Source organism: Vibrio sp. 1288 (assembly GCF_033344475.1).
Genome location: NZ_JAWPOX010000035.1, coordinates 24345 through 50289 on the forward strand (window position 1 = coordinate 24345; position 25945 = coordinate 50289).

The window sequence follows — 25945 nt, forward strand, 5'->3', positions numbered from 1 at the left end:
TTATTTGAATAAGTATCAAGATAAAAAGGGCGTTTCCGCCCTTTTAGCTGCTTCTTTAATTAGAAGTAGTATTCAACACCTACAGAGAACTCGTCGTAGTCAGCAGACTTCCAACGTGCTTCTGTTGGTTTATCTAATTGAGACGCACCGTCGCCAAAGTCTAGAGTACGAGCACGTACGTACAGCACTGCCGATGGGTCTACGAAATACATAACTTGTGCTGATAACACATCGTCCGCTGTATCGTTAATTTTCTTACCATCACGCTCTAGATCAAAGTTAGCGGCGTAAGCCAGTTTGTATTGCCAATCACCCGTGGTGTACATGATAGCGGCAGACATTGCATCTTGCTTTTCACTCACACCATTGCTTGCGTCCGCTTCCATGTATTTGTATTGCGCAAAGAAAGAGATCCCGTTATCAAACCAGCCTTGTGCCCCTACCAAGTACGTGTTGTTTTCCCACGTTTGGCTTTCCATCTTGATATTACGGTTACCTTCATATGCCGCATCTAACTGGATAGGACCAATTTTGTAGTGTGCTGCGATACCACCCCAGTAGTCATCCCCTTCACCTAGACCTGCTTTATCACCTGCACCAGCTGCGATATCTAGGGAGAATTTGTCAGCAAACATTGGAGAGTCCCAGCGGATAGTGTTTGATTGACGGTCTTGGTACTTGGCGCCACCAATAGCACCACCCCAGTCGTATACATCGCCGAGGCCAGGGTTAGATGCTGGCCAGTCAACCAATTCGTACATAGGTGTCAAAACGCGACCCAGGCGAATTTGCCCCCAAGATGCACTTTCAAAACCGACGAATGTGTCACGTTCACCAAGACCTGCGCCCTCGCCACCAAAGCTAGGGTCTACATAACCGCCTTCGATTTGCCAAATAAAAGTAGGGTCGAAGTTAGCAAATTGTTTTTTACCACGGAAACCAATACGAGACTCGTTGTTTAGCTGCATGCCACCCAAATCATCGTCCGTTGCTTTGCTGCCAGAATCGTAATCGCGGTACGCGGCCTGCATCGCGATGATCCCGTAAACTTCATAAGAAAATGAATCTTTGGTTAGAAACTCTTTTGCTGCGTCACTGTTTGCACCATCAGCAAATGCAGCACCACTGAACATCATGCCGGTAATTGCCGTGGCAAGTAGGCTTTTCTTTAGGTAAGACATTATAAACCCCTATATTTTTAGTTTTTTCCATTTTCAAATTCACTAACTAGGACATGGCAGGAACTTGAAACAGTGTTTGGACGAGGCAAATATGACAAACTTTTTTCGCACTAAAAAACTTTCCCTACAGCAATCTGAGCGACTTCAAAATGAGAAGATCAAAAATAAAATAAATCATTAAAAAACAATTAGTTAACATCAAACATAAAAAATAAAAAACGTTAAAAGTACGTTTTGACACTGAACTGACATTGAGAGCATCTAAAAAACGTGAGCGACTTCATTCATCTTTTAGGTGTTTTAACGGAACTTTATATTCAAAGAGAAAAAACCTTGAGATCACTCGCAAGTAAAATGACCATGCACTTGTGGGATTCGAGAGATTTTGACGAAATTGTTGTGAGTAGCAAATGGGTATTGACCTTACCCTTGCAGGAAGGTTTAAGCTCATAGCATCACTACTATTGAGGTGCAGATTATGTATCAGTTAGTTATACCTTTATCAGGGCTCAACTGCATGGGCTGTGCGAGAAAAGTTGAGAATGCTTTACATGCGAATCACGATGTGGAGATCCTCAATTTGTCCCCGACGCAAGTAGAGGTCAAAACCGAGTCTTCTCTTAAAGAGCTCGTCTCGTCGATTGAATCTCTTGGTTACCAAGCAGGAAATCACTACGAACTAAACCTTTCAGGCTTAAGCTGTGGCGGCTGCGTCAAAAAACTTTCATCTTTATTAGAATCTAATCAAGACGTTATTTCTTTTGAGGCTTCAACAACGCACTTAGAGATTCATACCCTCCTCTCCGAGCAACAAGTGATCGACTTAATAGCAACACTCGGCTATACCGCCAACCTTGATTCTGTTGAAGTAGAGAACGAAAGCTCACCAGAGACCGAACAGGTAGAAAAGCAAAGCAATATTAAAGATACGCAGGTGCCACCAGCGAGTATTCAATTGCAAATGCTGATTCAAGGCATGACGTGTGCGAGTTGCGTCTCTTCAGTAGAGAAAGCACTTACTAACGTAGAAGGCGTTGAGAAAGCACAGGTCAACCTCGCAGAACAAAGCGCACTAGTATTCGCAAGCCAAGACTCTGATGACCTCCTTAACGCAATTGTTGAATCGGTAAAACAAGCCGGTTACCAAGCAGAGATCCTACAAGACGCCGCAACCCAGCAAGAAAAGCAAGCACAGCAACAACGTCAGCAACAAAAACGCTTTAAACTGGATGCTATTGCTGGCCTTGTCGTCGGTGCCCCTTTAATGATTTGGGGCGTTGCTGGCGGCAATATGATGATTCGCAACACCAACGACCAATTAGCTTGGGGCGCGATCGGTATCGTATGTTTACTCCTTCTTGCCACAGCAGGGAAACACTTCTTCAGTAACGCTTGGTTAGCAGCTACTCACAAGCGCGCCACCATGGACACGTTAGTCGCGCTCGGTACTGGCGCAGCGTGGTTCTATTCGATGCTTGTGGTGATTTTCCCAGACTGGTTCCCTCTTGCTTCACGCCACGTGTACTTTGAAGCGAGTGCAATGATCATCGGCTTAATTTCTCTTGGGCACTATATAGAAGCAAAAGCCAAAGCAAACACAACACGTTCCTTACAAGCTCTGATTAACCTGCAACCTCAGCAAGCTACGGTAATCACGGAACAAGGCGACCAACAAATCGCGGTTGAGCAAATCACGCTAGGCATGAAACTGCGTATCAAACCAGGCGAGAAAGTGCCTGTTGATGGTGTTGTGATTCAAGGTGAATCATACATTGATGAGTCGATGCTCACTGGTGAACCAGTACCAGTGTTAAAAGCGCAAGAGGCTCAAGTGTCTGCTGGGACATTAAATACCGATGGTGGATTAGTCATTGAGGCAACGGGCATTGGCGCAAATACCATACTGGCTCGTATCATCCGCATGGTGCGCACAGCGCAAAGCAGTAAGCCTGCCATCGCGAAACTGGCAGACCAGATTTCATCGGTGTTTGTCCCTGTCGTTGTTGGCATAGCAATACTGGCCGCGCTCGTTTGGTTTGCCGTTGGCCCAGAGCCAAAAGCGAGTTATATGCTGGTGGTCACCACAACCGTCCTGATCATCGCCTGCCCTTGCGCCCTAGGCTTAGCAACCCCACTTTCTGTCACGGTGGGAGTGGGTAAAGCCGCAGAGCTCGGCATTCTGATCAAAGACGCCGACGCCCTTCAATTGGCAAGCAAAGTCGACACGGTTGTATTCGACAAAACTGGCACGCTTACCCAAGGTAAACCTAGCGTTCAGCAAGTGTTTACTCACGCCACCAGCCAAGAAGATCTATTGGCTTTAGCGTATGCGGCAGAGCGTCAGTCTGAGCACCCACTGGCAAAAGCGGTATGTGATTACGCCAAACGACACGACGCAAAAGACGTCTCATTAGACAAGTTTGAGAACGTTCGCGGACGCGGCATTTTGGCGACGTATCAAGATAAACCGCTACTCATCGGTTCGCTTCAATTTATGCAAGCAGAAAACGTCGAGACCAGCGCACTAAAACCTGCCATCGATGAATGCGCAAAAAATGCGTGGACTCCGGTAGCTGTGGCATTGAACGGCGAACTGATCGGTCTGATCGCCATTGCCGACCCGATCAAATCAGATGCGAAGCAAGCGCTCTCTGCATTAAAATCGCAAGGCATCAAAACGGTAATGCTGACGGGCGATAACCAACACGTTGCCAATGCTATCGGCCAAGAACTTGGTATTGATGAAGTGATTGCCCAAGTAATGCCAGATGAGAAAGCTCAGCACATTGAGCAACTTCAATCTCAAGGACATGTCGTGGCAATGGTGGGGGATGGCATTAACGACGCCCCTGCTCTCGCGTTATCCAACCTAGGTATTGCCATGGGTAGCGGCAGTGATGTCGCCATTGAAAGTTCGCAAATGACCATCCTGAACACATCACCAATGGCGGTAGTACATGCGATTGAACTCTCTCGCGCTACACTTAAGAACATGAAGCAAAACCTATTTGGTGCCTTTGTTTACAACTCGTTGGGTATTCCAGTTGCCGCTGGTGTGCTTTACCCAGCGTTTGGATTTTTGCTCAGTCCTGTTGTCGCAGGAGCGGCAATGGCACTGTCTTCAATTACTGTCGTTAGTAATGCAAATCGACTACGACTGTTTTCAGTAAAATAACCACTTCTTTTTGAGGGTATTATGAAGTTGAAACTATTGACCTTTGCAATGCTTGCGACCGTGTCCGCCAACGTATTGGCAGCCGATGTCATTAACCATAAATCACCATACTGTGGCTGTTGTGGAGAATGGACAAAACACATGGAAGAGAACGGCTTTACGGTCGAAGAAAAATTGCACGATGACATGAACGCCATCAAACGCGATCTAGGCATCAAGAATGAACAGCTTTACTCTTGCCACACGGCAGAGATCAACGGCTATCTGTTTGAAGGTCACATTCCAGCCGAAGACATTAAAGCGTTTTTGAAAAATCCACCACGTAACGCAAAAGGCCTATCAGTACCGGGCATGCCAATGGGCTCCCCTGGTATGGAATATGGCGACAAAAAAGACAGCTACACCGTTTACGCCTTTAACGAAAAAGGCCAAGTGTTCGAATATAGCCACCACGAAGGCAACGACCAATAAAAACAAAGCCCAGCGAGATAAACCGCTGGGCTTTTTCTTAATGGACAGTTAAGACAAATATAAAATTAGAAGCCGTAAGAGGCACCAAATACAAAAGCGTTATTCACTAGGCTGTCACCACTCGCGTTTTCTGCACCGTGTGCTTGACTACGGAACTCAAAGTAAGGTTGAACACCTTTACGAGTCCACGTTGCACGAAGCTCGTGGTCCATGGTTTCCGCTTCAATCATGTAGACGTTGTTGTAGCTTAGCGTCACATCCTCATTCATCACGTAACCGATGCGGTTGTCCATGCGGTAATCTGTATCCGCATCTGCGTCTGTCGCATCAATGTGCGCACGAGTACGGTTACTTAAGGAGATGCCGTTATCGAAGTTGTAACCGATCTTAACCAATGGACGGTACTGTACATTCTCGCCAGCAGAGAACAGGTGTTGGTAACCCGCGGCAACCCATAAATGATCGGTAATATTAAATGACTGCTCACCACCCACAGTGATTGCTGGTGTTGTGTTACCTGCGCCACCGTTTTCTGTTTCCAGTTTACCCAACTGAATACCATCAAATTCGGTGTAAACCGTAAAGCCGCCGAATTGGTTATCAAAAGTATGACCAGCTTCCAGTGTAGACGTAACGTCCGAACCATGAATTCGACCATCATCGTGGAATTGAACATTACCTGTTACGTAAGAAGAACCAGCAAAAGCGCTAGAAGCGAAAGCGAGAGAAAGAGCACTCAGTGCAAAAATGTTTTTCATAATTACTGCCTTTATTTATTCACGTTATGCGATAGTTTTAGAGGGCATCTCTTCCCTTTTATCGCAAACTTTGGAATGTGCCTCCTTGGCGTTCGCAATATTGTTTCAATTAATTCGCGATGGAAAATAAAACATTTTAAAAAGTGATCTTGTTCAAACCGACGCTCAAAAACCCTGATAAAAACATGGAAAATACAGGTACTTATCGTATTTTTATAAAATTATTCAAAAAATAAAAGTGTGATCGTAAACAGATAATTTATTGATATTTAGCAGATTAAGTCGATCCAGTTCACAATAACCTTGACCATTACAACCCAAAACTTATTTATCAATGAAAAATAATTAGACATCGATCACGCTTAATTTCCTCAAAAAATAAAGAAAGCCCCAACATGATGTTGAGGCTTTGCCAAAAAATTAACTTACAAGAATTGAGTTATTTCACGCTGGTCACTCGACTTGCTTTCTCACCGGTTGCTGACACGGAACGGATAAACACTTCACCTTTCACATTTGGACGAGCATTATCTGCGTAAGTTAGCCAGTTCTTGCCGTCTAGAGAGTATTGAAGCGTCACCCCTGGGAACTGAACGTTCATTGCTAGCTTGCCATCTTCTACTTTCGCACCTGGTACAGGCAGGCGGTAGTCGATACCTGATTTTTCTAGCTTAGCCAGTTCACGTTGGCCAAGTACGTTCGCAAAGCGGTTGTAGTCTTGGTTTAGCGCGACTTTGTCTACTAGGTTAGAGTTTTGCGAGTATTCAACACCCACTTTGTAGTCGTTTTCCCAATCAGCACGGTGCCATGCACGCTCAGCGGCTGCTAGTACGCGAGGGAATACCATGTACTCGTATTGCTCGTCGTTACGTACTGTCTCAGACCACAGCTGTGCTGATAGACCATAGAAAGGTTTCGCTTCGATTGCACCTTTACCAGTGAAGCCGTTACCATCGCGGTCTACAGAGGTTTCTGCGTTCTGAGGCATGTTCTCTGGTGCAAAACCAAACATCTTACGAGTATCTGTTGCACGCGTTGCCCAGTAGTAACCACGCTCTTTCGGGTCAACTTCGTACGGCATGTCCATGTATACGTAGTCTGGGTTAGAAACGATAACGTCGTAACCTTTCTTAGACCATTCGTACACTGATGATGTGCCACCCCAGTAAAGAACGTCCCAGAAGTTAACACGCGTGTTTTCTGTTGCGAACGCTTTCTCACCTTCACTGTACTTAAGGCCATCTTGCCAAGCTTGGAAGTTTGGAATGCCTTTCTCTGCCACCATCTTCGACACTTCTTCTGCAAAGTGGCTTGGTAGATGAGCAAAATCGCTTACCGTACCGTCTGCAATTAACGTCTGACATTGTGGTGACTGTGCGAATGGCTTGTCTTGCTTAGACAAATCAATGTTACCCTTCCAGCTTACTTTGTCTTCTGCGTTGATGTCTTGCAGACCAGCGCCTAGCTTGATGTTCTTCGCTTCGTCACCACCAAAGTGCCATGTTGTTAGCGGCGTGCCCGCTTCTTGGTGCATTGCTGCTACTTCTGAAATCACTTTATCAACAAAGCGAGTTGAAGATTCCATACATGGGTTGATGAAGCTTTGCTTGTTGTAGAACTGAACCGTCGTTACGTTCGATGTATCTTGAGGATCCATCAGGCGGTACTCGTTCGCTTCTGCTTCTTTACCTTCTTCCATTAGACGGTCGTAACGTGCTTCCATTGATACCACTGCTGCACGAGCGTGCGCTGGCATATCAATTTCAGGAATCACTTCGATGTTACGCGCTTTCGCGTACTTCAAGATGTCCACGTAGTCTGCTTTGCTGAAGAAGCCAGAACCAAAGTTGTCTGTCGTTGCACCTGAGCCAAGCTGAGGCAGTAAACAGCTTTTCTCTTCCAAATCGAAACAACGGTTAGCACCCACTTCAGTCAGCTCTGGCAGACCCGGGATTTCTAAACGCCAGCCTTCATCATCCGTTAGGTGAAGGTGTAGTTTGTTCATCTTGTACGCGGCCATTTGGTCAAGCGTTGCAAGAATCGCGTCTTTAGAGTGGAAGTTACGAGCCACGTCCACCATCACACCACGGTAATCAAAACGCGGCGCATCTTTAATAGACAGTTGTGGTAGAGAATCAGCATTTTGGCTATCTACCAGGCCAAAGATAGATTGTACTGCGTAGAAAGCACCTGCTTGGTCAAACGCTTTAATCGCAATACCGTCGCCTTTGATGCTCATTTCGTAAGCACCAGATTTTGCCAATTCACCGGTGAAGTCTGCAGGAACAACAGTGATGCTTACAGGAAGATCACCACGAACATCCACACCTACCACTTCTGCACGACCTTGAATTGCTGCGTATTGAGCCGCATCGAATGCGTCTTTAGGCAGCGCAATACCCGCCGCGATATCTACCGTACCTTTACCTGCTTCAACAGACATTGGCGTTGGTAGTAACGTGGTTGATACGTCTTGTTTTGCTAGATCTTCGTTCTTCTCGAAACGAGACACAGCGCTCGCAAATACGTTGTTGTCATCTGGCGTACGTTTTAGGTTGTTACCCTCAAGGCCAGTCACGAAAGATGCAACGTCTTCTGTGTTAAGAGAAGCGATCATCTTAGGCTCTGCATTTGGTGCAGCAACGAAAGCGCCTGGCATGAAGTCAGTTTCAAATAGCTGCCAGTATTCAGCAACAAGAGGAAGCACAACCTCTTCACCCGCAGCAAAACCATCAAACTTATCTGTTGGTTCTAGTTTGTGTAGATCACCCGTTACGCGAGAGATTTTAAACTGTTCGTTTTCAACATCCAGAATCAGACGAATGCTATGGAAGTAAATAGCCCAATCTCTTGAGTCAACCGCTTCACCTTGGTTAACCAGCGTCATGTTTACCTTGTTACAAGACGCCCACTCAGCCCCTAAGTCCTGACAAGCAAGACCTTCGTTTGCACCGTGGTTAGTCAACACTTGGTATTGAATATCAAGATTATTAGCCAACGAATTTACAAATTGTTGTTCAGAGCTTTGCAGCGCAGAGCAACCTGCTAATGTAGTGATAACAGAAACAGCAATCAGACTAGGTTTAAACATCTTACTTCCCCAAAAAAGTCAGTGGTTCAAAACGACAATGATAAAAATCTCGGCCCCTCAAATGCGAGGTACCTAACCGTTACATTCAACATACAACCTGTTATTTCTAAGCGTAAAATAAATAGAAATAGGAAGTGATCCAGCTCAAAAAATGACACTCAGCAAAAACAATAAAAACCTAATTTTCATGGAGTTACAATACACGTCAAAATCGAACAACTTGTTTTGACGAGTTTGCTGCGATCTAGGTCACTTATATTCATGAGTTACGACTGATTTTGTAAGATTTGGATCACGCCTAATTATTTTGTGAACCATTAGTAAGCGAATTACCTATTTACCTTTCGTGAAGTGACTCTCATTTATTCGTCGTCAAAACTCGTCAATATTTTTAGAAATGACGATTTTGTCGAATACCCCACTGGAGAAATTGCACTTAACCTCACGCTATTTTGCGTATAAAGTTTAAAGGTATCTTATCTGAGGACCATTCTATGTTTCGTCTCTTGACGCTCATATCATCTCTACTTGTTACTTTGACTCCTTTTTCCTCTTATGCAGAGCCACAGCATTGGTTAGCGAAAAAAGGGGAAACCGAACTTATGATTATTGGCTCGGTACATGTGGGGGATAAAACGATGTACCCACTCCCTAGAACGGTCATCCAGCATTTAAGCCAAAGCGCAGGGTTGATTATTGAAGCAGACGTCAGGAATTCTGAAGGCTTGGTTTACCCACAAACAACCATTCTTTCTAAAGATGTTTTAGACAGAGCTCAACGTCGCCACTTAATTGAAATTGCCCAAGATTTAGGTTTGCCAGAAACTCAACTCCTAAATTCCCCACCTTGGATGGCGGCATTCACCATCCAACTCGCTTTAGTCAACAAACTGGGGTATGTCTCTGATAAAGGGGTCGACATGCACTTAATAGGACTCGCTGATAAAAAGCAAATCCCGGTCATTCCACTGGAGTCCGTGCAATTCCAAATCGATTTAATCGCAGGTCAATCAGAAGGCGGTAAAGAGATACTTCTCTCATCAATTGAAGAATATGATGGCGGAGAAGAGTTGGTTCAATGCTTGATAGAGAGTTGGAAGAGTGGTGATGGTAGCATGTTGGTCGAAGCCTCTTTGACCGATCATACAACAGAAGAGTTTAACCAAGCCTTTTTATACGAGCGTAATCGAGATTGGGCTAAAAAACTCGACACTGGCAGTGTTCTACCTCAGCAATCGGGTCGTTACACCGTTGTTGTTGGTGGCTTGCATTTAGTAGGTAAAGATAACCTGATTGAACTGCTTAAAAATCGGGGATTTAACATCAAACCACTGGGTAAGACGCGCCAAGCAAATTGTGATATCTAGTGATTGTTTGAAAAATGCCATTTAAATACAATTATTTAAATACAACCATTTAAAATTCATTCAAACTTTCTTATAAAACGCCGTTAAGCTAAGTGGATACAAAACAACTCATATGAAATTTAAATATTTATTCCTATACACGATTGGAATTATGCTCACTTCTTCGCTGTCTTATGCTAAACCGCCATGCAACGTAGAAGCTTTTCAAGCTATTGATATAACTCCGGAAGTAAAAGGCGGTGTTTTAGATAAAGAGAGTGGTCAATTTCTTATTACCGAAAAACCAATGATGCGTTGCGCGAACATCACGTTTTCAACAGCCCACACTCGAAATCGCGTTGCACATATGATGAACCAAGGCTTTGAAGCGGTTTACTATGATGGAAATACAAGCAAATCTCACTCAGTAACGTTTGATGAAGACGATTTAAAAGCGGGTTACGTCAAGATTGGGCCAAATCACCCAAAGGCCGCTTATGTCTGTTTCACTACTTCTGAAACTCCTATCAATACTATCTCGTGTGACATCAAGTAATAAATTTACTCGCTCTAAAAAATGAAAAGGCCCTACATTTCTGTAGAGCCTTCCTCTCAATATGTGTCGATGAAGAGCCATGTTCTAACTTCAAGCGAACCCCATTTGGTTCGATACTATTGAAGTCTAAAATTACTAGCACTAAAAACGACGAAAGCCTGCTCATTGAGCAGGCTTTCTGAAAGTGGTCGGTGAAGAGGGATTCGAACCCCCGACCCTCTGGTCCCAAACCAGATGCGCTACCAAGCTGCGCTATTCACCGAGATGTTTAACTGAGGAATTGTCCCCGTCAACGAATGCGTATATTACGGATTCTGAACTGTGGCGCAAGTGCTTTTTACAAAAAAACCTTAGGTCTTAATTCGTTTGATGAATAACTGAACACTAGCACGTAAAATGTGACTGATAACTCACAACAAAATACAGTTTATTAACCTTAGCAACATAATTGATCCAGATCAGTGTGCAACAAGACACCGCCATTTAGTTTATTCCTGTCGGGAACATCTTGGAGGAAACGTATGGACTTTTGGCTTGATCTCCTATTTGGTAATGCAGTGGGTCTATCGTCAATGATAGTAATTTTTGGGGCAATTGGTCTGATGTTATTTTACGGCGGTTTCTTCATATACAAGATCATGAACGACAAATCTCCTCACTAGATCTCGCTTAGCTCTAGAAACGCTTTGCACCGGAGTCGGTTACTTGCCTACTCCGGTTTTTTATTTGATCTCAATGCACCAGTCATTGATATAATCCTATTATTCTTCCCTGTTCTTAATGAGATTACTGCTATGTCTCACGACGACGATTTTGATCTATTTCAACAGATGATGGGCGATGTAAAGCCAATCACTCAAGACACCACCGAACACAAAAAAGTACACCAAGTAACAGAAGCACAGCTCGCAAAACGCGAAGCAGCAATCTGGTTAACGGAAGATGACCCAGAATACCTATCACTTGATCACGCTGAAATGCTCAAGCCAGAGGACTTTGTTGAGTTCAAACGTGATGGTGTACAGGACGGGGTTTACCGCAAACTTCGCCTTGGTAAGTATCCAATCCAAGCTCGCTTGGATTTGCACCGTAAAACATTGAAAGAAGCACGCGATGAAGTCGTGACGTTTTTAAAGCAATGCCTATCAATGGACATTAGAACGGTCGTTATCGTCCATGGTCGAGGAGAACGCTCAAATCCACCTGCAATGATGAAAAGCTTTGTTAGCAGTTGGCTACGACAAATAAAGGAAGTCCAATGCGTCCATAGTGCGCAACGCTTTCACGGTGGAACTGGAGCCGTTTACGTCCTACTTAGAAAAAGTGCGGAAAAGAAATTAGAAACCCGCGAACGTCACCAAAAACGGTTAGGCTAAATTTCACCCTAATGCTAGAATGCCCGCCCTTATTCTTCCTTCCCCTTAAAGGAAGCGAGCTTCATTCGCCGTTGTGAAACGTTAGGAGACAAAAATGTCACAAGACAACGCTAAACGATTAAATAAATTCATCAGTGAAACGGGGTTTTGCTCACGCCGTGAAGCAGACAGACTGATTGAGCAAGGCCGTGTCACCATTAATGGCAACAAACCTGAAATGGGGACAAAAGTGCTACCTGGTGATGATGTTTGTGTGGATGGTAATCCAGTGGCAGCAAAAGAGAAGCCGATTTATATCGCTCTCAATAAACCAACAGGCATCACCTGTACAACTGAGAGAGACGTCCCTGGAAACATCGTTGATTTCATCGGCCACCAAAAACGTATCTTTCCGATCGGCCGCTTAGACAAACCCTCTGATGGTCTGATCTTTTTGACCAACGATGGCGACATCGTGAACAAAATCCTTCGCGCAGGCAACAACCACGAAAAAGAGTACGTCGTACGCGTGGACAAGCCAATTACAGGAGAGTTTCTCAAACAGATGTCGAGTGGCGTTAAGATTCTCGACACAGTCACCCTACCTTGTAAGGTAACGAAAGAAACTAAATTCTCTTTCCGTATTGTGCTCACTCAAGGACTTAACCGTCAGATCCGTCGCATGTGTGAAGCGCTGGGCTATGAAGTATTCAAGCTGCGTCGCGTACGCATCATGAATATCTCTCTTGATGGTATTCCGAATGGAAAATGGCGTTACCTAAGTGACGAAGAAGTGGCAGAGATCCTAGCAATGTGTGAAGGCTCTGTAGGTACAGAAGAAGCATCAAAAACAGACTCTAGAGGTCGCAACATTCGTAAAGCGACCGACGCGAAGCTGTTTGATAGCCGTGAAGAAAACCAAGATTCTACTGCTCGTCGTAACCAGAAGACACGAACTTTCCGCGGTAACAATGCTGATGAGTTCCGTCATGCACCAAACTCGAAAAAAGGTCAACAAAAGCGTCGTCAGCGTGATGATGAAGGCGGACGTCCAGCTAAAGAACATTACAAAGCGAAACCACAAGGTGAACGCAGCAGACCGCAAGGCGAGCATGGTAAATCGCACCGTAAACCAGGTGCATCGAGCAATACGCATTCAGCAAACAAGCCTCAATCACCGAGTAAGCCTAAGCAGCATTACATGAATCCAAATGCCGCGAAACCAAGCAAACCAGCTAAACGCACTGGTGGTACATTGAGTCTGAAGAAGTAACACTTCACTGACACAGGCAAGATCAAAAAAGGACGCTCATGAGCGTCCTTTTTATTTGTCATGAGTTTACAAACAAAGAGGTGCAAACTGACCACGAGTTAAGCTCAGCAAATCTCTCGGGGCTAACTCAATTTCTAAACCACGTTTACCAGCACTCACACAGATTTTGTCTTGCTCTGCTGCGCTTTCGTGCAAAAAAGTAGGTAAGGCTTTCTTCTGCCCTAGTGGGCTAATTCCACCAACGACATAACCTGTGGTCTTTTGGGCGATTTCCGGATCAGCCATATCGGCCTTTTTGCCCTTCGCTGCTTTCGCCGCCAGTTTTAGGTTCAGCTTTTGATCAACAGGGATAATCGCAACCGCAAGGTTCTTTGGCTCCCCGTTCAAGCAGAACAGCAAGGTTTTAAATACTGTTTTCGGATCCTGCCCCAGTACTTCAGCAGCCTCCAAGCCATAACTATCGGCTCTAGGGTCATGCTCATACTGATGAATCGTGTGTGGAATTTTTTTCTTTTTCGCAAGATTAATGGCCGGAGTCATCAAGATTCTCCTCATAAAAACAAAAAGCGCAGATTGAATTGGATCTGCGCTTTTAGTTAATGATATCAGCGAGTTTGAGTCAATCGCTTTTTCTCTGTTGGGTTACTGATCAATCGCCGTATCAACTAAATACGTGATTTCACCTGAAGGGGCATACTCATTAACATCAATAGGGCTATGTGTTTCTAAATAATCCTTCAAAACCTCAGCATCGGTAAAACCTGTATTTACATACCCTGGATGATCGTCGATTTTAGGGTAACCATCTCCACCAGCAGCATTATAGCTTGGTACGGTAAAGCGGTAATTACCATCTAAGCGAAGTTGCTTATTACCAATGAACACATTGGTTACCTCACCATTATTGATACTCATCGCAATGCCGGCAAACTGCGCGTAAGCTCCAGAGTCGACAGGTTTAGTTGCAACGACATTTAGGTAATCCAATACTTCTTTGCCCGTCATATCAACGTAAGAGACCATATTGCCAAATGGCTGAACAGTCAGCACATCTTTGTAGGTAATCTCACCTGCTGCAATCGAATCGCGAACGCCGCCAGAATTCATTACGGCGAAATCTGCTTTCGCACGTTCCATGTGAGCCGTTGCAATTAATCGACCTAAGTTTGTTTGCTGGTAACGAACCACATTGCGGTCACCCTCAAGCTTACCGTTAGATTCTGCAATCTTCACGTTTAGTTTGCCCTGACCTTTTTCTTGATAAGGACGAAGAAACTCAAGCATCATTTCGTCTTGTTTAATCTCATCTTGGATCAAGACTCGTTGCGACTGACCATCAACTTTAACTTTCTTTTTCAAGTTTACAGGGATTAGATCGTAGCTCACCATCGAGAGTTCGCCATTACGAAACTCGTAATCGGCGCGTCCCACATATTTCCCCCACTCATGTGCCTGAACAATAAAGGTACCATTTTGTTTATCGGGCTGACATTCATCACCTGGTTTAAAGTTCTTTTTGATAACGTTTGGACCTTCCATGCACACAGGTTCTTGTGAGTGTCCTCCAACGATCATGTCGAGATCGCCGTCATTCAAATAACGAGCTAACGCCACATCGCCAGGAGCATTGATGCCTCTATTACCATTTTCATAGTGTCCCATATGCGTGACAGCAAAAATCAGATCTGGATACTCTGTTTCTTTCAGTTCTGCAATCAGCTTCTTGGCTTCTTCTTTTGGGTCACGGAAGTCAATTTGTTCAATGAATTCAGGGTTGCCAAGTTTCGCTGTGTCTTCGGTTGTAAGGCCAATGACCGCAATTTTAATGCCCTGCTTTTTAAACATCGCATATGGTTGGAATAAACGCTTGCCAGTATTTTTATCGTAAATATTGGCAGACAACATCGGAAAGTTTGCCCACTCTTGCTGCTTGAATAGCACGTCCAATGGATTATCAAACTCATGATTACCTAGAGCCATCGCATCGTAACCAATTTTGCTCATGCCTTTGAAATCCGGCTCGGCATCTTGTAAATCAGACTCAGGTACTCCTGTGTTGATGTCACCACCAGAAAGCAATAACACGCTCCCCCCCTCAGCCTGTATTTCTTCGCGCAAATCATCGATTAACGTTTTACGCGCCGCCATGCCATATTCACCGTATCGATTTTGCCAAAAGCGACCATGATGATCGTTAGTGTGCAATACGGTCAATTTATAGGTTGTATCGGCATTCCAATCTGGTACAGGTTGCGTAGCACACCCAGCTAACGAGGCCAAGATAGCGGCACTCAAAACAGTTTTGATCATCAGACGCTGATTCATTTATTTACCTTTTTCTTATTGGGATTACTGACGCACATTTTAAGCATTGGATCTATTTGAAAACCACGTGCACCCTAACACATTGATTTAATAATTATGATGCATTGTTTAGCAATAACAAATTCATCAGTAACAAGTTTGAGAATTCACGGCTTTTCAGATAAAAAAATAGCCAACATCGGTTGGCTATAGTATTTGTTACCACCAGTCATCTGGCGTTTACTTGATATCTATATCTGCAAAGCTCTTGATCAGATCATCAAGCGATTTCATTTGTGCTAAGAATGGCTCTAACTTGTCTAGAGGCAGTGCAGATGGGCCATCACAACGCGCTTGGTCTGGGTTTGGGTGCGCTTCGATAAATAGACCTGCGATGCCTGTCGCTAGACCCGCTTTAGCAAGCTCAACTGTCTGCTCACGACGGCCGCCAGATGCTGCGCCTGATGGGTCACGCATTTGTAGTGAGTGCGTTACGTCAAAGATGATTGGGCTACCTTTCGAAGCATTTTTCATCACACCAAAACCAAGCATGTCTACAACTAGGTTATCGTAACCGTGGCAAGAACCGCGCTCACATAGGATGATCTTGTCGTTACCGCATTCTGCGAACTTCTCAACGATGTTACCCACTTGACCAGGGCTCATAAATTGAGGTTTCTTCACGTTGATAACCGCACCTGTTTTAGCCATAGCTTCAACAAGGTCAGTTTGACGAGCTAGGAATGCAGGAAGCTGAATAACGTCTACCACGTCAGCGACAGGTTGAGCTTGTGCTTCAGTGTGAACGTCCGTGATGATCTTTACACCAAAAGTGTCTTTCAGCTCCTGAAAGATTTTCATACCTTCTTCCAGACCTGGACCACGGTATGAATGAACAGAACTGCGGTTTGCTTTGTCAAACGACGCCTTAAATACGTAAGGAATACCAAGTTTTTCCGTTACTTTTACGTAGTGCTCACAGATCTGCATCGCAAGATCACGAGACTCAAGAACGTTCATACCTGCAAATAGGGTGAATGGCTTGTCGTTAGCAACCTGAATGTCGCCGATATTAACGATTTTCTGTTCCATTTTGATTCTCTTTTTCTGTCCACGATACGCCACAGTTCGGCACATCGATAAAATTAGTGAAGTGTGACGTGCGTTTCACTCATCACATTAACTTGTGATTTTAGTAGCTCGGAAGCCGGATCGTCAGGGCATTGGTCAATAAAGTACTGAAAATCTGATACCGCTACTTGAGGGCACTCTAGCTGTTGGAAAATAAAACCACGGTCACGAATTTCGTATGGGTCATCTGGCACAAATGTTAGAGCAAGATTTGTACAACGTAATGCCAGCGTATAATGCTCTTCACGCAACATCGCACTTTTAATCAACGCCAACCAGCGACCAATAATTGTTGGGTTGTCAGCTTCCTCAAAATGTTCAGGCTTTAGCTGAGCTAGCGGTCCTTCTTGGCCAATAAGCCAAGCTTGAAGAATCCTTTCACCTACATACTCACCATTAAATGGGTTGATGTAGTCTGGCTTCTTATGCATCCAGTCGACTTTTAACAGGAACTGAGTAGGGAAAGTAACTCCCTTCAACGGGAACCCCAGCTTTTTGCCTAGGTATAACAAAATCGAACCTAAGCTCACAGGAATACCTTTTCTGCGCTCCAACACTTTATCGATGAAGCTGTTGTCCGAAATAAAGTATTCCTGCTCGTCGCCTTTGAATCCCCACTCGTGGAAAAACAGTCGTAGGAATGCATCAAATCGTTGCTCTTCATCGGTTTCATGAACAAGCGTGGCTTCTGCATCTTTGTAAAGACGCTCTAACTCTTGTTTCGCCCAATGTACTTTGGTTTCTGGGTTAATCGCTTTGTTTAGCTCAAGCGCACCTTCCACCAACGGTATATTGTCAAAATCTTCGTCAAAAAACTCTAACATGACGTCTATCCAAATAACGTAGGGCTCTTAGACACAGCAATGTTTGCAGCCATGACCAACCAACCTAATGCGCCGAAAAAGCCAAATATCTTCAGTAGGTTGTTTTTCGCAAGTTTCAATGAGAAGAATCCAAGCGCAATGTACGCCAGTACGCAGGTGATTTTGTTTGTTAACCACGGTGCGGCATCGGTAAACGGGATGAAACCCGTAATGAAAATAAGCGCGATACCTGACACTAGCAATGCAGTATCAACGATGTGGGGAAACACTTTCAAAAAGCGATTATTTCGCTTCGGTGAGTTCATCATCATTAACACGAATCGGATCGATAGTAGCGTCGCGCTGAGAGCGATCGTCACTAAGTGTATGTGTTTTAGAGCTACGTACATTTTTCTTCTCTTTTTAGTTAGTGTTTGCTGACTTCCATGATTAACTGGCCAGACAACCAAGCGTTACTCGATCGTTACCGCCATAATCTTTTTCCGTAGCGACCTGTTGGTAACCAAAGCCACGCATTATCTCACGCACCGCCTCACCTTGATCATAACCATGTTCAAATGCCAGCCAACCGCCCACTTCAAGATACTGACGAGCAAGATCCGAGATATGACGAATATCAGCTAAGCCATTCTCTTTAGCAACTAATGCAGATTTTGGCTCAAAGCGCACATCACCTTGGGATAAATGTGGATCTTTTTCATCAATATATGGCGGGTTGGAGACAATTAAAGCAAACTTCGTACCTTCTGTAATAGGCTCAAACCAACTGCCTTGAGCAAAGGTCACATTTTTGATGTTTAGCTGCTCAGCATTGTACTCTGCAAGTGCTTTCGCTTCTTGTTTGAGATCTACGCCCATCACTTGACGTTTTGGCATTTCAGATGCAAGCGCGATGGCGATAGCTCCCGTCCCCGTTCCAAGATCTAAAACAGGCCCAGTTTGCTCGTAGGTCTTATCGAGTGCAACCTCGACCAAACGTTCTGTATCCGGTCTTGGGATCAAGGTAGAGGGAGAAACTTTGAACGGTAAAGACCAAAACTCTCGCTCACCAATAATATAAGCGACGGGTTCACCAGTTAAACGTCGTTCAAGTAGAGCGTCAAACTGAGATTTTTGCTCTGCTTCTAACGCTTTTTCTGGCCAGGTCAGCAGGTAAGTTCGTGGTTTGCCAAGGACATGGCAAAGGAGTACAGCTGCATCGAGAGAAGGCGACTCTTTGCCGCCTTCTGCCAGTTTCGCCGTCGCACTTTTCAGTGCTTGCTCAATCGATTGAACTTGGCTCATCGATTAGCCGTTCTCTGCGAGCGCCGCAAGTTGGTCTGCTTGGTGCTCTTGAATCACAGGATCAATCAAGCTCTGCAGGTCACCTTCCATCACTTCGTTCAAACGGTAGATGGTCAGGTTGATGCGGTGATCAGACACACGACCTTGTGGGTAGTTGTAGGTACGAATACGGTCACTACGGTCACCAGAACCTAGAAGGTTACGACGTGTATCAGACACTTCTGCGGCACGACGCTCTTCTTCCGCTTGAACGATACGAGCAGCAAGAACCGCCATTGCTTTCGCTTTGTTCTTGTGCTGTGAACGCTCATCCTGACACTCTACTACCGTACCCGTTGGTAAGTGGGTAATACGGATTGCAGAATCCGTGGTGTTAACGTGCTGACCACCCGCGCCAGATGCACGGAACGTATCGATTTTCAGGTCTGCTGCTTTGATTTCTGGCAGATCCGCTTCAGGGATTTCCGCCATTACTGCTACTGTACAAGCAGAAGTATGCACACGGCCTTGAGATTCAGTTGCTGGAACACGCTGTACACGGTGACCGCCTGACTCAAACTTCAGTACGCCGTACGCACCGTCGCCGCTCACTTTTGCGATCATCTCTTTGTAACCACCGTGCTCAGCCTCGTTTGAAGACATGACTTCGATGCGCCAGCCACGCTTTTCTGCGTACTTGCTGTACATACGGAATAGATCACCCGCGAAGATACCCGCTTCGTCGCCACCCGCACCTGCACGAATTTCTAGGAAACAGTTACGATCATCGTTCGGATCTTTTGGCAGAAGAAGAATCTGTAACTCATCAGTAAGACGCTCAATCGTCGCTTTCGCTTCTTTGATTTCTTCTTGCGCCATTTCACGCATTTCTTCGTCGTCTTCGTTTGCCATCTCTTCAGCGGCGACAAGATCTTCTTGTGCTTGTTGATAAGCTTGGAAGCACTTGGTTACTTCTTCTAGCTGAGAGTACTCTCTTGATAGAGCACGGAATTTGTCCTGATTTCCAATTACATCAGGATCACCAAGAAGATGTTGAACTTCTTCGTAACGTTCTACTAGCGTTTCTAGCTTAGTCAGAATAGAGGCTTTCATAGTGTCGTTTTCTTAATAAAAAGCGTGAGTTATAGATCATCCAAGCCAAGTGTTTGGCGGATAATCGTTAATTTTGCTGGTTCGCCTTGCTCTGCTGCACTTTGCAATGCGCGAGTTGGAGCGTGAATCAGTTTGTTGGTGAGTTTATTACTCAGCTCGCGCAGCACTTTCTCCGGATCTGCGCCTGCCGCTAAAGATTGCAAACTTTTGCTCAGTAACTCTTCACGAATTTCGTTGGCTGATTTGCGATAGTCGCGAATACTATCGACGGCTTGCAGTGAACGCAACCATGTCATAAACGCAGCGCTTTCTTCACTAACAATCGCTTCAGCTTGAATCGCTTCGACTTTACGCTGCTCAATGTTGCTGTCGATGATAGATTGCAAGTCATCAACAGAATACAGATATGCGTCGTTCAGTTCACCGACTTCCGACTCTACATCTCGCGGCACCGCAATATCGACTAACAAGATAGGTTGATGTCGGCGCTGCTTTAGAGCCGTTTCGACCATACCTTTGCCAATAATAGGCAATGGGCTCGCCGTTGAGCTAATCACAATATCCGCTTTCGCCAAATGTTCAGGAATTTCGTTCAAACTGATCACTTCTGCGCCAAATTGGTCCGCTAAGCCTTGCGCGCGCTCTTTAGTGCGGTTCGCGACAATCATTTTTGTGCAACCGTTGGACGCTAAATGCTTCGCGACCAATTCAATCGTCTCACCCGCACCAACTAAAAGCACGGTTGAATCTGATAACGACTCAAAAATATGTTTTGCCAGTGTACATGCCGCATAAGCCACGGACACGGCATTACCACCAATATCTGTCTCTGTTCTCACCCGTTTGGCGACTGAGAACGTCTTTTGAAACAGTTTATCAATCGAGGCATCGACGGCTTGATGATCTCGCGAGTCAGAAAATGCTTGCTTTACCTGCCCTAAAATTTGAGGCTCACCCAACACCAGAGAGTCAAGACCGCACGATACGCGCATCAAATGCTTTATTGCAGCTTGTTCTTCATGAACATACAAACTCGGCATTAAATCTTCGCGGCTCACTTGATGAAATTGAGCAAGCCAATCGATCAACTTGTTTCGCGCTCCTTGCTTAACATCGCAGTACAACTCAGTTCGGTTACAGGTTGAAACAATCACACTGCCGTTAACCGCTTCGTGCTCTCTAAGTTGCTCGAGTGCAGGGCCGAGTTTATCCGGACCAAACGCCACCTTCTCTCGCAAGTCGACAGACGCTGTATTGTGATTAATTCCAATAGCAAGCAAGGACATCTAACGTGGTATCTCTGGGATAGGTTATAAAATAGGTCCAGAATTTTACTGTAAGCACGCATTTATTGAAAGGGTAAGCCGGATTTGTTTTCCTAAGTGCGACTTTTCAATGCTATAGTTGTGAGCGATTCCCGATGAAACTGATTAATAAGCCATCAAACATGACGTTACGCTCCTTTATTCTTTTTTTCTTGTCGAGCTTACTGCTCGCTGGTTGTTCATCCGTTCCTGAAAGTGTTACCAGCGTTGAATGGCAAGCTCATGAGCAGCGACTCGAAACCATCCAAGATTTTCAAGCAACGGGGAAACTTGGTTATATTGGCCCAGACCAAAGACAAAATTTAAACTTCTACTGGAAACATTCTTCAGCACTAAGCCAGTTGCGTTTAACAACGATTCTCGGACAAACGGCATTAAAGCTCACCATCACCCCACAAGGCGCCACAGTAGAAACTTACGATGATCAGGTCCTTTCTTCTCGCAGTGCTAACCAGCTGATTTACCGTCTTACAGGGTTGATGATGCCCGTCGATCACATGCCTGACTGGCTATTAGGTCTACCGACCGATGCCGACAAATTCCAACTGTCTCCAACCAATACACTGCAAGCGTTAAACAAACAAATTGGTTTAAATGATTGGAGTATCGCTTATCAACGATATGGCGACGTTCAATGGCATGAACAGTCTCTCCCTCTGCCAAATAAGCTGAAACTCACCACAGCTGATGTCAAAATAAATCTAGTGATCACAAAATGGAACATCACCCAATGATTGAACTTTCAACACGCTGGCCATCACCAGCGAAATTGAATCTCTTTCTATATATCAACGGCCGTACAGAGAATGGCTACCACGAGTTACAAACCTTATTCCAATTCGTCGATCACGGCGATGAGCTCACCATTCAAGCGAACCATTCTGGTGATATTACGATTTCTCCAGAGATAGAAGGTGTGCCTCTTCAAGACAATTTAATTTGGAAAGCAGCAACCGCGCTTCAAGCTTACTCAAACTGCCCTTTTGGCGCGCATATTGAGCTACAGAAAGTGCTGCCTATGGGTGGAGGCATTGGTGGGGGCTCATCGAATGCAGCTACAGCATTAGTGGCACTGAATTACTTATGGCAACTGAATCTAACTGACGACGAACTGGCTGAAATAGGTTTAAAACTAGGCGCAGACGTGCCCGTATTTGTGCGCGGATTTGCAGCTTTTGCTGAAGGTGTTGGTGAAAAACTCTCTCCTGCTTATCCCGAAGAAAAGTGGTATTTAGTCGTCAGACCGAATGTATCTATCGCAACCGTCGACGTTTTTTGTCATCCAGATCTAACGCGAAACACCCCAAAACGAGATCTAGAAACACTTTTAAATACGCCAAGCGTAAACGATTGCGAAAAAATTGTACGAATGCTCTACCCAGAGGTTGATAAGCAACTTTCTTGGCTGCTACAATACGCGCCGTCAAGATTGACGGGGACAGGATCTTGCGTTTTTGCTGAATTTTCGAGCAAATCTGAAGCAGAAACTATCCTTGCACAACTCTCTGATAAAGTCTCGGCATTTGTCGCTCAAGGGCGCAATATTTCGCCATTAAAAGAGACTTTGGCTGAATACCAATCAGCCTCACACCGACCTATTTAAACTGGACGCAAACCCGAGGTTTCCACCGTGCCTGATATGAAGCTATTTGCTGGTAACGCAACACCTGAACTAGCCCAACGTATTGCTGATCGTCTTTACATCTCTCTTGGTGATGCATCTGTTTCTCGCTTTTCTGATGGCGAAGTTGCAGTTCAAATCAATGAGAATGTTCGTGGTAGCGATGTTTTCATCATTCAATCCACTTGTGCACCGACTAACGACAACCTAATGGAATTGGTTGTTATGATTGATGCAATGCGCCGTGCTTCAGCAGGCCGTATCACTGCAGTTATCCCTTACTTCGGCTACGCTCGCCAAGACCGTCGTGTACGTTCTGCGCGTGTGCCAATTACTGCAAAAGTTGTTGCTGATTTCCTATCTAACGTTGGTGTTGACCGCGTTCTAACTATCGACCTACATGCAGAGCAAATTCAAGGCTTCTTCGATGTACCTGTAGACAACATCTTCGGCACGCCAGTGCTACTTGAAGATATGCAGGCTCGCGGTCTAGATAACCCTGTAGTGGTATCTCCTGACCTAGGTGGCGTTGTTCGTGCTCGTGCAACAGCAAAAGCACTAGGCGACATCGACATCGCAATCGTAGATAAGCGTCGTCCACGTGCAAACGTTTCTGAAGTAATGAACCTAATCGGTGATGTTGAAGGTCGTGACTGTGTGATCGTTGATGACATGATCGACACAGGTGGCACACTATGTAAAGCAGCTGAAGCACTAAAAGAGCGCGGTGCTAAGCGTGTATTCGCTTACGCTACTCACGCAGTATTCTCAGGCAACGCTGCGGATAACATCAAGAACTCAGTTCTTGACCAAGTTATCGTAACTGACTCTATCTCTCTGTCTAAAGAGATGGCTGCAACAGGTAAAGTGACAACACTAAGCCTATCTCGCATGCTAGCTGAAGCGATTCGTCGTATCAGCAACGAAGAGTCAATCTCTGCAATGTTCAACTAATACGAACATTTCAGTTACACTGATTTCAAAAGCACCCCTCTTTGGGGTGTTTTTTTATTTGTACTGATAACTAGAAAATCCCTTGGTCGCCCACCGCGAGTTTTCTGTGCTATCATACTGCGCTTTTTGAGATTCCAGAGAGATCCTAACCTTGAGTCAACAAATCAAACTTCTTGTTGGTCTTGCTAATCCAGGACCAGAATACGCCAGAACTCGTCACAATGCGGGCGCTTGGGTTGTAGAAGAATTAGCACGCGTTCACAACGTTACACTGAAGAACGAACCAAAGTTTTTTGGTCTAACAGGACGCATTATGGTCAATGGCCAGGATCTCCGTTTGCTTATCCCAACCACCTTCATGAATCTATCAGGTAAATCGATCGCAGCGCTTTCGAAATTTTATCAAATTAAACCTGAAGAGATCATGGTTGCTCATGACGAGCTAGACTTACCGCCAGGTGTCGCTAAGTTTAAAAAAGGTGGGGGGCACGGTGGACACAACGGTCTGCGTGACACCATTAGCAAACTGGGCAATAACAAAGATTTTTATCGTCTTCGTATTGGCATTGGTCATCCGGGACACAAAGATAAAGTGGCGGGTTTTGTATTAGGTAAAGCGCCAGCTAAAGAGCAAGAGCTTTTAGATGCAGCAGCTGATGAGGCTGTTCGTTGTCTAGATATCCTGATTAAGGATGGCCTATCTAAAGCACAAAATCGCCTCCACACGTTCAAAGCTGAATAAGGTTACTATCATGGGTTTTAAATGTGGCATCGTTGGTCTACCTAACGTAGGTAAATCAACTCTGTTCAACGCACTAACTAAAGCGGGTATCGAAGCAGCAAACTTCCCGTTCTGTACCATTGAACCAAACACTGGTGTGGTTCCTGTGCCAGATCTACGTCTAGACGCACTAGCTAAGATCGTTAACCCACAGAGAGTTCTTCCAACGACGATGGAGTTCGTGGACATCGCTGGTCTTGTTGCTGGTGCATCACGTGGTGAAGGTTTAGGTAACAAATTCCTAGCTAACATCCGTGAAACAGACGCGATTGGCCACGTTGTACGTTGTTTTGAAAACGAAAACATTGTTCATGTTTCAGGTAAAGTTTCACCTATTGAAGATATCGAAGTGATCAACCTTGAACTTGCGATGGCTGATCTAGATTCTTGTGAGCGAGCGATTCAACGTAACGCGAAGAAGGCAAAAGGCGGCGATAAAGACGCAAAATTTGAACTAACCGTACTAGAAAAACTGTTACCAGTACTAACTGAAGGCGGCATGGCACGCACAGTTGAGCTATCTAAAGAAGAGTTAGCAGCAATCGGCTATCTAAACTTCCTAACACTGAAGCCAACTATGTACATTGCAAACGTAAACGAAGATGGCTTCGAAAATAACCCATATCTAGATGCGGTTCGTGAGTTCGCAGAAAAAGAAAACAATGTCGTTGTACCTGTATGTGCAGCTATCGAATCTGAACTATCTGAACTAGAAGATGAAGATCGCGAAGAATTCCTAGCAGATATGGGGATCGAAGAGCCGGGCCTGAACCGTGTAATTCGCTCTGGTTACGAACTACTGACTCTACACACCTACTTCACAGCAGGTGTTAAAGAAGTACGTGCTTGGACAATCCCTGTTGGTGCAACTGCGCCTCAGGCGGCAGGTAAGATCCACACTGACTTCGAGAAAGGCTTTATTCGTGCAGAAGTAGTTGGTTACGACGATTTCATCCAATTCAATGGTGAAAATGGCGCAAAAGACGCAGGTAAATGGCGTCTAGAAGGTAAAGACTACATCGTAAAAGATGGCGATGTTGTACACTTCCGCTTCAATGTTTAATTAAATGAATGAATTCTAAACACTTCATTTACACTAAAAGCCAGCTGTTAAGCTGGCTTTTTTAATACCTTAAGTAAATGAACAAAAATAAATTACGCAACTGCAAGCTAATTTATTTCCAGTTTTAGATCATAAACACGCCTCTTTGTTTAAAAAGGAAGCGAACGAGGTTTTTTCCGAAATTTATTAAAAAAAACTGTTGACGGATCTCACTCAACTTCGCATAATGCGCGCCGTTCCCAACGACAAGGCAACAAAGCGTTGAGAACAAAAAATATGGTTTTGGCTACGTAGCTCAGCTGGTTAGAGCACATCACTCATAATGATGGGGTCACAGGTTCGAATCCCGTCGTAGCCACC

At 44.8% G+C, this 25945-nt stretch carries 23 protein-coding genes and 2 tRNA genes; 13 read left to right on the top strand and 12 right to left on the bottom strand.

Annotated elements, in window-relative coordinates; translation table 11 throughout:
- Positions 1-59: 59 nt before the first annotated feature.
- Complete coding sequence (gene chiP, locus R8O11_RS20400) at positions 60-1181, bottom strand: chitoporin (protein WP_005382007.1); 1122 nt, start codon at positions 1179-1181, stop codon at positions 60-62.
- A 478-nt stretch (positions 1182-1659) separates the two neighbouring features.
- Here chiP and R8O11_RS20405 point away from each other — a divergent pair, with 478 nt between their 5' ends.
- Together R8O11_RS20405 and R8O11_RS20410 are read left to right on the top strand one after the other, a co-directional pair.
- Complete coding sequence (locus R8O11_RS20405; RefSeq protein ID WP_258509541.1) at positions 1660-4356, top strand: heavy metal translocating P-type ATPase; 2697 nt, start codon at positions 1660-1662, stop codon at positions 4354-4356.
- Positions 4357-4377: 21 nt separating this feature from the next.
- A complete protein-coding gene (locus R8O11_RS20410; RefSeq protein ID WP_005382005.1) occupies positions 4378-4827 on the top strand; it encodes a DUF411 domain-containing protein in 450 nt (149 codons plus the stop codon).
- 65 nt (positions 4828-4892) lie between these two features.
- On the opposite strand, the gene R8O11_RS20415 is transcribed toward R8O11_RS20410, so the two are convergent.
- Positions 4893-5585 carry an oligogalacturonate-specific porin KdgM family protein gene (locus R8O11_RS20415; RefSeq protein WP_005382004.1) on the bottom strand — a complete coding sequence of 231 codons (693 nt, stop codon included), beginning with the start codon at positions 5583-5585 and terminating at the stop codon, positions 4893-4895.
- 439 nt (positions 5586-6024) lie between these two features.
- Positions 6025-8676 carry a beta-N-acetylhexosaminidase gene (locus tag R8O11_RS20420; RefSeq protein ID WP_318194397.1) on the bottom strand — a complete coding sequence of 884 codons (2652 nt, stop codon included), beginning with the start codon at positions 8674-8676 and terminating at the stop codon, positions 6025-6027.
- A gap of 494 nt (positions 8677-9170) precedes the next feature.
- Here R8O11_RS20420 and R8O11_RS20425 point away from each other — a divergent pair, with 494 nt between their 5' ends.
- Positions 9171-10043, top strand: coding sequence for a TraB/GumN family protein (locus tag R8O11_RS20425; protein WP_005382001.1), 873 nt, complete (start codon positions 9171-9173; stop codon positions 10041-10043).
- A 151-nt stretch (positions 10044-10194) separates the two neighbouring features.
- On the top strand, positions 10195-10578 hold the full coding sequence (locus R8O11_RS20430; protein WP_412035065.1) for a hypothetical protein: 384 nt from the start codon (positions 10195-10197) through the stop codon (positions 10576-10578).
- 185 nt (positions 10579-10763) lie between these two features.
- Here the strand turns inward: R8O11_RS20430 and R8O11_RS20435 are convergent.
- Positions 10764-10840: transfer RNA gene (locus R8O11_RS20435), tRNA-Pro, on the bottom strand.
- Positions 10841-11099: 259 nt separating this feature from the next.
- Here R8O11_RS20435 and R8O11_RS20440 point away from each other — a divergent pair.
- The 3 genes from R8O11_RS20440 (at position 11100) to rluF (ending at position 13206) form a co-directional block, all read left to right on the top strand.
- Positions 11100-11240 carry a DUF3149 domain-containing protein gene (locus R8O11_RS20440; RefSeq protein WP_005382236.1) on the top strand — a complete coding sequence of 47 codons (141 nt, stop codon included), beginning with the start codon at positions 11100-11102 and terminating at the stop codon, positions 11238-11240.
- A gap of 132 nt (positions 11241-11372) precedes the next feature.
- Positions 11373-11954, top strand: coding sequence for a DNA endonuclease SmrA (gene smrA / locus R8O11_RS20445; RefSeq protein WP_005382233.1), 582 nt, complete (start codon positions 11373-11375; stop codon positions 11952-11954).
- A 94-nt stretch (positions 11955-12048) separates the two neighbouring features.
- Positions 12049-13206 carry a 23S rRNA pseudouridine(2604) synthase RluF gene (gene rluF, locus R8O11_RS20450; RefSeq protein ID WP_318194398.1) on the top strand — a complete coding sequence of 386 codons (1158 nt, stop codon included), beginning with the start codon at positions 12049-12051 and terminating at the stop codon, positions 13204-13206.
- 66 nt (positions 13207-13272) lie between these two features.
- Here rluF and ybaK read toward each other — a convergent pair whose 3' ends face one another.
- From ybaK to hemA, 8 genes are all read right to left on the bottom strand, one after another.
- A complete protein-coding gene (gene ybaK, locus R8O11_RS20455; RefSeq protein WP_005384092.1) occupies positions 13273-13746 on the bottom strand; it encodes a Cys-tRNA(Pro) deacylase in 474 nt (157 codons plus the stop codon).
- A 102-nt stretch (positions 13747-13848) separates the two neighbouring features.
- Complete coding sequence (gene ushA, locus R8O11_RS20460) at positions 13849-15531, bottom strand: bifunctional UDP-sugar hydrolase/5'-nucleotidase UshA (RefSeq protein WP_318194399.1); 1683 nt, start codon at positions 15529-15531, stop codon at positions 13849-13851.
- 219 nt (positions 15532-15750) lie between these two features.
- Positions 15751-16602, bottom strand: a complete 852-nt coding sequence (kdsA, locus tag R8O11_RS20465) for a 3-deoxy-8-phosphooctulonate synthase (RefSeq protein ID WP_005384095.1) — start codon at positions 16600-16602, stop codon at positions 15751-15753.
- A 53-nt stretch (positions 16603-16655) separates the two neighbouring features.
- The gene (locus R8O11_RS20470) at positions 16656-17465 is read right to left on the bottom strand and encodes a SirB1 family protein (RefSeq protein WP_005384098.1); all 810 of its coding nucleotides are present in this window, start codon (positions 17463-17465) and stop codon (positions 16656-16658) included.
- A gap of 5 nt (positions 17466-17470) precedes the next feature.
- Positions 17471-17854: a SirB2 family protein gene (locus R8O11_RS20475; protein WP_005382225.1), complete on the bottom strand. Its 384-nt coding sequence runs from the start codon at positions 17852-17854 to the stop codon at positions 17471-17473.
- A 40-nt stretch (positions 17855-17894) separates the two neighbouring features.
- Positions 17895-18749 carry a peptide chain release factor N(5)-glutamine methyltransferase gene (gene prmC, locus R8O11_RS20480; protein WP_086046567.1) on the bottom strand — a complete coding sequence of 285 codons (855 nt, stop codon included), beginning with the start codon at positions 18747-18749 and terminating at the stop codon, positions 17895-17897.
- Positions 18750-18752: 3 nt separating this feature from the next.
- Complete coding sequence (gene prfA / locus R8O11_RS20485) at positions 18753-19841, bottom strand: peptide chain release factor 1 (RefSeq protein ID WP_005382222.1); 1089 nt, start codon at positions 19839-19841, stop codon at positions 18753-18755.
- Between the two features lie 29 nt (positions 19842-19870).
- Positions 19871-21127, bottom strand: coding sequence for a glutamyl-tRNA reductase (hemA, locus tag R8O11_RS20490; RefSeq protein WP_005384104.1), 1257 nt, complete (start codon positions 21125-21127; stop codon positions 19871-19873).
- A 134-nt stretch (positions 21128-21261) separates the two neighbouring features.
- Here hemA and lolB point away from each other — a divergent pair, with 134 nt between their 5' ends.
- From lolB to R8O11_RS20520, 6 genes are all read left to right on the top strand, one after another.
- Complete coding sequence (gene lolB, locus R8O11_RS20495) at positions 21262-21900, top strand: lipoprotein insertase outer membrane protein LolB (protein WP_017634843.1); 639 nt, start codon at positions 21262-21264, stop codon at positions 21898-21900.
- The gene (gene ispE, locus R8O11_RS20500; RefSeq protein WP_005384108.1) at positions 21897-22769 is read left to right on the top strand and encodes a 4-(cytidine 5'-diphospho)-2-C-methyl-D-erythritol kinase; all 873 of its coding nucleotides are present in this window, start codon (positions 21897-21899) and stop codon (positions 22767-22769) included. The genes lolB and ispE overlap by 4 nt, the downstream gene beginning before the upstream one ends.
- A gap of 27 nt (positions 22770-22796) precedes the next feature.
- Positions 22797-23741: a ribose-phosphate pyrophosphokinase gene (locus R8O11_RS20505; RefSeq protein WP_005393176.1), complete on the top strand. Its 945-nt coding sequence runs from the start codon at positions 22797-22799 to the stop codon at positions 23739-23741.
- 151 nt (positions 23742-23892) lie between these two features.
- Complete coding sequence (gene pth, locus R8O11_RS20510; protein ID WP_138939894.1) at positions 23893-24483, top strand: aminoacyl-tRNA hydrolase; 591 nt, start codon at positions 23893-23895, stop codon at positions 24481-24483.
- Positions 24484-24493: 10 nt separating this feature from the next.
- Positions 24494-25585: a redox-regulated ATPase YchF gene (ychF, locus tag R8O11_RS20515; protein WP_005393178.1), complete on the top strand. Its 1092-nt coding sequence runs from the start codon at positions 24494-24496 to the stop codon at positions 25583-25585.
- Between the two features lie 284 nt (positions 25586-25869).
- A tRNA-Met gene (locus R8O11_RS20520) sits at positions 25870-25943 on the top strand.
- Positions 25944-25945: the final 2 nt, after the last annotated feature.

What these genes read in the sequence shown, in the direction of transcription:
- chiP (WP_005382007.1), bottom strand. Translation starts at nt 1,181, where the DNA reads ATGTCTTACCTAAAGAAAAGCCTACTTGCCACGGCAATTACCGGCATG.
- R8O11_RS20405 (WP_258509541.1), top strand. Translation starts at nt 1,660, where the DNA reads ATGTATCAGTTAGTTATACCTTTATCAGGGCTCAACTGCATGGGCTGT.
- R8O11_RS20410 (WP_005382005.1), top strand. Translation starts at nt 4,378, where the DNA reads ATGAAGTTGAAACTATTGACCTTTGCAATGCTTGCGACCGTGTCCGCC.
- R8O11_RS20415 (WP_005382004.1), bottom strand. Translation starts at nt 5,585, where the DNA reads ATGAAAAACATTTTTGCACTGAGTGCTCTTTCTCTCGCTTTCGCTTCT.
- R8O11_RS20420 (WP_318194397.1), bottom strand. Translation starts at nt 8,676, where the DNA reads ATGTTTAAACCTAGTCTGATTGCTGTTTCTGTTATCACTACATTAGCA.
- R8O11_RS20425 (WP_005382001.1), top strand. Translation starts at nt 9,171, where the DNA reads ATGTTTCGTCTCTTGACGCTCATATCATCTCTACTTGTTACTTTGACT.
- R8O11_RS20430 (WP_412035065.1), top strand. Translation starts at nt 10,195, where the DNA reads ATGCTCACTTCTTCGCTGTCTTATGCTAAACCGCCATGCAACGTAGAA.
- R8O11_RS20440 (WP_005382236.1), top strand. Translation starts at nt 11,100, where the DNA reads ATGGACTTTTGGCTTGATCTCCTATTTGGTAATGCAGTGGGTCTATCG.
- smrA (WP_005382233.1), top strand. Translation starts at nt 11,373, where the DNA reads ATGTCTCACGACGACGATTTTGATCTATTTCAACAGATGATGGGCGAT.
- rluF (WP_318194398.1), top strand. Translation starts at nt 12,049, where the DNA reads ATGTCACAAGACAACGCTAAACGATTAAATAAATTCATCAGTGAAACG.
- ybaK (WP_005384092.1), bottom strand. Translation starts at nt 13,746, where the DNA reads ATGACTCCGGCCATTAATCTTGCGAAAAAGAAAAAAATTCCACACACG.
- ushA (WP_318194399.1), bottom strand. Translation starts at nt 15,531, where the DNA reads ATGAATCAGCGTCTGATGATCAAAACTGTTTTGAGTGCCGCTATCTTG.
- kdsA (WP_005384095.1), bottom strand. Translation starts at nt 16,602, where the DNA reads ATGGAACAGAAAATCGTTAATATCGGCGACATTCAGGTTGCTAACGAC.
- R8O11_RS20470 (WP_005384098.1), bottom strand. Translation starts at nt 17,465, where the DNA reads ATGTTAGAGTTTTTTGACGAAGATTTTGACAATATACCGTTGGTGGAA.
- R8O11_RS20475 (WP_005382225.1), bottom strand. Translation starts at nt 17,854, where the DNA reads ATGTACGTAGCTCTAAAACACATACACTTAGTGACGATCGCTCTCAGC.
- prmC (WP_086046567.1), bottom strand. Translation starts at nt 18,749, where the DNA reads ATGAGCCAAGTTCAATCGATTGAGCAAGCACTGAAAAGTGCGACGGCG.
- prfA (WP_005382222.1), bottom strand. Translation starts at nt 19,841, where the DNA reads ATGAAAGCCTCTATTCTGACTAAGCTAGAAACGCTAGTAGAACGTTAC.
- hemA (WP_005384104.1), bottom strand. Translation starts at nt 21,127, where the DNA reads ATGTCCTTGCTTGCTATTGGAATTAATCACAATACAGCGTCTGTCGAC.
- lolB (WP_017634843.1), top strand. Translation starts at nt 21,262, where the DNA reads ATGAAACTGATTAATAAGCCATCAAACATGACGTTACGCTCCTTTATT.
- ispE (WP_005384108.1), top strand. Translation starts at nt 21,897, where the DNA reads ATGATTGAACTTTCAACACGCTGGCCATCACCAGCGAAATTGAATCTC.
- ychF (WP_005393178.1), top strand. Translation starts at nt 24,494, where the DNA reads ATGGGTTTTAAATGTGGCATCGTTGGTCTACCTAACGTAGGTAAATCA.